Source organism: Methylobacterium sp. WL6, from assembly GCF_008040095.1.
Taxonomy (GTDB): Bacteria; Pseudomonadota; Alphaproteobacteria; order Rhizobiales; family Beijerinckiaceae; genus Methylobacterium.
This window is the reverse complement of sequence record NZ_VRVH01000267.1, coordinates 1-6,137: the sequence shown is the minus strand read 5'-3', so window position 1 is coordinate 6,137 and position 6,137 is coordinate 1. Positions and strand designations below refer to the sequence as shown.

The 6,137-nt window shown below is 73.3% G+C and carries 6 protein-coding genes and 1 pseudogene; 6 read left to right on the top strand and 1 reads right to left on the bottom strand.

Annotation, left to right across the window (positions count from 1 at the left end):
- The coding region (locus tag FV230_RS23015; protein WP_147844053.1) for a PLP-dependent aminotransferase family protein at nt 1–1,327 on the bottom strand (1,327 nt) is incomplete at its 3' end.
- A 367-nt stretch (nt 1,328–1,694) separates the two neighbouring features.
- Here FV230_RS23015 and FV230_RS23010 point away from each other — a divergent pair.
- From FV230_RS23010 to FV230_RS30965, 6 genes and pseudogenes are all read left to right on the top strand, one after another.
- A complete protein-coding gene (locus tag FV230_RS23010; protein ID WP_147729031.1) occupies nt 1,695–2,177 on the top strand; it encodes an MSMEG_0572/Sll0783 family nitrogen starvation response protein in 483 nt (160 codons plus the stop codon).
- A 42-nt stretch (nt 2,178–2,219) separates the two neighbouring features.
- The gene (locus FV230_RS23005; protein ID WP_246686372.1) at nt 2,220–3,326 is read left to right on the top strand and encodes a Nit6803 family nitrilase; all 1,107 of its coding nucleotides are present in this window, start codon (nt 2,220–2,222) and stop codon (nt 3,324–3,326) included.
- A complete protein-coding gene (locus FV230_RS23000; protein ID WP_243938531.1) occupies nt 3,211–4,365 on the top strand; it encodes an MSMEG_0568 family radical SAM protein in 1,155 nt (384 codons plus the stop codon). Before FV230_RS23005 ends, FV230_RS23000 begins: the two co-directional genes overlap by 116 nt.
- A gap of 1 nt (nt 4,366) precedes the next feature.
- On the top strand, nt 4,367–4,924 hold the full coding sequence (locus FV230_RS22995) for an MSMEG_0567/Sll0786 family nitrogen starvation N-acetyltransferase (protein WP_147844052.1): 558 nt from the start codon (nt 4,367–4,369) through the stop codon (nt 4,922–4,924).
- Complete coding sequence (locus FV230_RS22990) at nt 4,921–5,919, top strand: sll0787 family AIR synthase-like protein (protein ID WP_147844051.1); 999 nt, start codon at nt 4,921–4,923, stop codon at nt 5,917–5,919. The genes FV230_RS22995 and FV230_RS22990 overlap by 4 nt, the downstream gene beginning before the upstream one ends.
- A gap of 4 nt (nt 5,920–5,923) precedes the next feature.
- Nucleotides 5,924–6,137: pseudogene (locus tag FV230_RS30965) on the top strand (MSMEG_0565 family glycosyltransferase); the annotation flags it as partial.

Genomic DNA, 6,137 nt, shown 5'->3' with positions numbered 1-6,137 from the left:
GGCCCGCGGCGCAGAAGGCGTCGCTCGCGACGACGCCGAGCCCGGCGGCGCGGCCCTGGCTGGCGAAGGCCGAGCGGGTCCAGCCCTCGGGCAGCCGCATCCAGAGATGGAAGCCGTTCGGATCGGAGCGGACCAGCTCCCCCGGCAGCAGGCGGGCGGCGATGGCTTGGCGCGCCTGCGACTCGGTGCGGACGAAGCCGAGCACCGCCTCGCCGGTGCCGTCGAGGATCCAGCGCGTGGCGAGCGCCGTGGTGAGCGGCGAGGCCATCACGGTCGCCGCACGCAGGGTCGAGGCCAGCGGCAGCGCCGCGCGGGCGCTCGGCGCGACGCAGTAGGCGAGGCGCAGCCCGGCCCCGAGGCACTTGGCGAGGCCGGCGACGTAGTAGGTGATCTCGGGTGCCAGCTGCTGGAAGCTCGGGGGCGGGTCCGGGCAGACGAAGCCGTAGGCGTCGTCCTCGACGATCGCCACGTCGTAGCGGCGCGCCACCGCGAGGATCGCCTCGCGCCGGCCCCGTCCGATCGTCTGGGTGGTCGGGTTCTGCAGCGTCGGGTTGAGGTAGAGCGCCTTGGGCGCGAGCCGGGTGCAGGCGGCCGCGAAGGCGTCGGGCTCCAGCCCGTCCGCGTCCGTCGGCAGGCCGACGAGCCGCAGGCCGCGATGGGCCGCGAGCGAGCGGATGCCGGCATAGGTCAGCGCCTCGGTGCAGAGCACGTCGCCGGCCTGCGCCACCGAGCCGAGGATCGCATCGAGGGCGCTGTGCGCGCCGGGGCAGAGCAGGAGCCGGTCGTGGCCGGCGACGACCCCGCGCCGCGCGAGCCAGAGACCGCCGGCCTCCTTGTCGGCGTCGGTGCCGCCGAAGCCCTGGTAGCGCAGGAGGTTGGGCAGGTCGTCGGCGATCGCCGCGACGCCGGCCCGCATCCGCGCCTGCAGCCGCGGGTCGTCGGGCTCGGGCGGCAGGTTCATCGAGAAGTCGACCGCGCCGCGGCGGCGCGGCAGGGCCGGGCGGGGCGCCTGGAGGCTGCGCGCCGGATCGCACACGAAGGTGCCCTGGCCGACCCGCGACTCGACGAGGCCGCGGCCTTGCGCCTCCACGTAGCCGCGGGCCACCGTGGTGAAGTTCAGGGCGAGGCGGGCCGCGAGCACCCGCTGCGGCGGCAGGCGCTCGGCGACCGCGAGCTTTCCCGTGCGGACGTCCTCGGCGATCGCCTCGACGATGGCGAGGTAGTGCGGCTTGCCGAAGCGCCGCAGGTCGGGGCACCAGCCGTCTTCCGGGCGCGATCCCGGAGCGGGCGCCCCGGAGACGCGTGATTTCGGCGTCGCGCGGCTCATTCTCGCCTCCCGACCGGTCAGGATGCAGTCAATCGTCGATTGATCGGGAGCAATCGGCGTGCCGCACGCCCGAGCGCTGCGAACCGCGCGAGCGATACGGTCAATCCGGTCAAGTACTCGCCAGAGAATTCACAATAATGGCGCCCATTTTATCGGCAGATGCCGCGTCGTTCGGCGCCGTTTCCAAACAGACGTCGATCGCGCCGCATCGACCATTGACCGCATGATTGACCGCATCCCGCACCGGGCGCCGAAACGGCGCGTCGTCGGCGTCCCGCTGGCACGGGGATTGCCATCCTCGATTGAACCTGCGGCCGGGATCATTCGATCCGCCGCAGGTCGCGATGCACAAGAGGGAGTGCGGCCGATGCCTGCCGTCAGCACCGACAAGCACAAGAAGGGCGATTACTTCGTCGATTACGAGGAGAAGGTCTTCGAGGACGTGAAGGCCGAGCCGGGGCAGAAGGCCCTGGTGACCTTCCACACCGTCGCGTTCGAGGGCTCGATCGGCTTCGTGAACCTGCTCCAGGCCACGCGCCTCCAGCGCAAGGGCTTCGACACCTCGGTGCTGCTCTACGGCCCCGGCGTGACGCTGGGCATCCAGCGCGGCTTCCCGACGCTCGGCGACGAGGCGTTCCCGGGCCACCTCAACATGAACAACCAGATCGCGAAGTTCATCGCCGAGGGCGGCAAGGTCTATGCCTGCCGCTTCGCGCTCCAGGCGCTCTACGGCCACGGCGAGCCCTCGCTGATCGAGGGCATCCGCCCGATCGCGCCGACCGACGTCCTCGACATCGTGCTGCTGCACAAGCGCGACAACGCCGTGATCATCGACACCTGGACCGTCTGAGCGGCCGGCCGCCGGCACCCATCACGAGCGAGGAGGCGGACAATGGCGGAGCCGCGCATCGTCCGGGCCGCCGCGGTCCAGATCGCGCCGGACCTGGACCGGCCCGAGAACACCCTGGAGCGCGTGCTGAACGCGGTCGCGGACGCGGCGGGGAAGGGGGCGCGCTTCGTCGTCTTCCCCGAGACCTTCGTGCCGTACTACCCGTACTTCTCCTTCGTCAGCCCGCCGGCGATGCAGGGGGCGGAGCACCTGCGGCTCTACGCGCACGCGGTCGTGGTGCCCGGCCCCGTCACCGAGGCGGTCTCGGCCGCCGCCCGCCGCCACGGCATGGTGATCGTGCTCGGCGTCAACGAGCGCGACCACGGCACGCTCTACAACGCGCAGTTGATCTTCGACGCCGACGGCAGCCTGGCGCTCAAGCGCCGCAAGATCACGCCGACCTACCACGAGCGCATGATCTGGGGGCAGGGCGACGGGGCGGGTCTCACCGTGGTCGACACCGCCGTCGGCCGCGTCGGCGCGCTCGCCTGCTGGGAGCACTACAACCCGCTCGCCCGCTACTGCCTGATGACCCAGCACGAGGAGATCCACGCGGCCCAGTTCCCGGGCTCGCTGGTCGGCCAGGTCTTCGCCGACCAGATGGAGGTGACGATCCGCCACCACGCGCTCGAAGCCGCCTGCTTCGTGGTCAACGCCACCGGATGGCTCTCCGAGGACCAGATCGCCAAGGCCTGCCCGGAGGAGGGCTTGCGGGGCGCGATGCGCGGCGGCTGCTTCACGGCGATCGTCTCGCCGGAAGGGCGGCTGCTCGCCGAGCCCCTGCGCGCGGGCGAGGGGCTCGTGATCGCCGACATGGACCTCGCGCTCGTGACCAAGCGCAAGCGGATGATGGACTCGGTCGGCCATTACGCCCGGCCCGAGCTGCTCAGCCTCAACCACGACGCGCGCCCGGCGCTTCCCGTGACGACGACGCCTCCCGCGACGAACCGCCTTCCCGCGACGACCCGGAGTTCAGACCATGGACAGCCCGCTCCTGACCGGTTCGACCGCCCCGTCGCCGGCCTCCCCGGCTCCGGGCCCGGCGGCGCCCGGCCTTCCGACCGAGCGGCTGATCAACGCGCTGCAATCCTACGGAGTCCGGCTGGCTGACAGCCGCCCCGGCGTCCAGAGCCGGCGCGGCGGGGCCGGCCCCTCCGACCACAAGGCGATGACGATCTCGGGCCGCACGGTGATGGTGCCAGTCCACACCGCCACCGCCTTCGAATCGCCCTTCCTCGTGCAGCGCCCGGGGCCGGACGGGTTCAGCCTGATCGAGCACGACGGCGCGGTGGTCGGGCGGGTGACCTTCCCGGACAAGCCGCGCTTCTACGCGCTCCAGACCTTCGACGGGGTGCCGTATTCCAAGATCGCGGTGCTGCACGGGCGCGACGTCCTCGCGACCACCGTGCTGCAGACCTGCATCCGCTACCAGAGCCGCACGAGGACCTGCCAGTTCTGCGCGATCGGCCAGTCGCTGGCGGCCGGCCGCACGGTCGCGCACAAGAGCCCGCAGCAGCTCGCCGAGGTGGCCCGCGCCGCGGTGCTGCTCGACGGCGTCAAGCACATGGTGATGACCACCGGCACGCCGAACGCCACCGACCGCGGCGCGGCGGTCCTGTGCGAGAGCGCCTTCGCGGTGAAGGCCGCGGTGGACCTGCCGATCCAGGCGCAGTGCGAGCCGCCCGACGACGACCGCTGGTTCTCCCGCATGCGGGCCTCGGGCATCGACGCGCTGGGCATGCACCTCGAGGCGGTGACGCCGGAGGTCCGCAGCCGGATCATGCCCGGCAAGGCGAGCGTCCCGCTGGAGCGCTATCTCGAGGCCTTCGCGGCCGCGGTGCCGGTGTTCGGGCGGGGCCAGGTCTCGACCTACATCCTCGCGGGCCTCGGCGACGCGCCCGAGGCGATCCTCGGGATGGCCGAGCGGCTCGTGGCGCTGGGGGTCTACCCGTTCGTGGTGCCGTTCGTGCCGATCTCGGGCACGCCGCTGGAAAGCCACCCGGCCCCGTCCCCCGACTTCATGCACGCGATCCTGAAGCCGCTGGCCGGGATGCTGGCGCGGGCCGACCTCCGCTCGGCCGACATCAAGGCCGGCTGCGGCCGCTGCGGCGCCTGCTCGGCGCTCTCCGCCTACGAGCGGAGGCCTTGAGATGTTCGAGCCGGTCGCCCCGTATCGCGCGAGCCTGTTCCGGGTGAAGTTCGCCACCGCCCCCTGGGAGCGGCGCGCCTGCGCGCGCCTGCGCCACGCGGTGTTCTGCGCCGAGCAGGGCCTCTTCGCGGGGAGCGACGCGGATGCGCTCGACGCGCATGCGATCCCGATCTGCGCCCTGTCGACGCTCGGCGGCGACCCGGACGCGGTCGTCGGCACCGTCCGCATCCACGCGGCGCCGGAGACGCCCGGCGAGTGGTGGGGCTCGCGGCTCGCCGTCGAGCGCGGGCATCGCCGGGTCGGGGCGCTCGGCGCCGGGCTGATCCGGGTCGCGGTGTCCTCGGCCCATGCGCGCGGCTGCACGCGCTTCCTCGCCCACGTCCAGGCCGGCAACGCCGCCCTGTTCGCCGGCCTGCACTGGGACGACCTCGGCGCGGTCGACCTGCACGGCCGGCCGCACCGGCTGATGCGGGCCGACCTCGCCCACTACCCGCCGATGCACGATCCCGAGCACGGGCTCGTCACCCTGCCGCGCGGCCGGCCGGCGACGGCCGCGTGACGGCGCCCCCCAGCCTCGACGCCATCGCCCGCGCCGTCCGCGAAAGCCGCGGGCTGGCGCACAAGCGCGACATCGACGCGGTCGTCGGGAGGCTAGGGATCGGCCGGCTCGGCGCGCGCGGCCTCGCGGTCCCGGCCGGGGACGACTGCGCCGCGATCCCCGACGGCGACGGGCACCTCCTGCTGGCGATCGAGGGCTTCCTCGACGGGTTCGTCGCCGCCGACCCGTACTTCGCCGGATTCTGCGGCGTGATGGTCAACGTCAGCGACATCGCGGCGATGGGCGGGACGCCGGTCGCGGTGGTCGACGCCCTGTGGAGCCGCGACCAGGACCACGCCGACCCGGTGCTCGCGGGCCTGCGGGCCGGCGCCGAGGCCTACGGCGTGCCGGTGGTCGGCGGCCACACCAACACCCGCAACGGCGCCGAGCACCTCGCGGTGGCGATCCTCGGCCGGGCCGGCCGGCGCCTGCTCACCAGCTTCGACGCCGCCCCGGGGGACGTGCTGATCGCCGGCATCGACCTGCGCGGGCGCTTCCGCGAGCCCCATCCGTACTGGGACGCCGCGACCGGCGCGCCGCCGGAGCGCCTGCGCGGCGACGTCGCGATCCTGGCGGGGCTCGCGGCCGACGGCCTGGCGCGGGCCGCCAAGGACATCAGCATGGCCGGGCTCGTCGGCACCGCGCTGATGCTGATGGAATGCTCCGGCGTCGGCGGCCGGATCGACCTCGACCGGCTCCCGATCCCCGACGGCGTCGCGCTGGAGCGCTGGCTCACCGCCTTTCCGAGCTTCGGCTACCTCGTCGCGGCCGCCCCCGCCGAGGCGCCCGCGGTCGTCGGGCGCTTCACCGAACGCGGGATCGCGGCCGCCGGGATCGGCAGCCTCGACGCGAGCCGGGTCGCGCGGGTGGCGCGCGGGACGGAGGAGGCAGTGGTGTGGGATTTCGGCAGCTCGCCGCTGATCGGCTGCGGCGCGACCCGCGGCGAGGGAGCGTGAACCCATGCCGCGGCAGCTGCGCATCGCGATCCTGACGCATTCGACCAACCCGCGCGGCGGCGTGGTGCATGCCCTGGCGCTGGCGGAAGCGCTGTGCGGGCTCGGGCACGAGGCCAGCGTGCACCTTTCTGGTATACACATATCCGAGCCCACGAGACATGCGCAGATGTCGTATGCCGTAGTCTGCTTGAAAAAAAAAAGGGGGGGGGGGGGGGGGG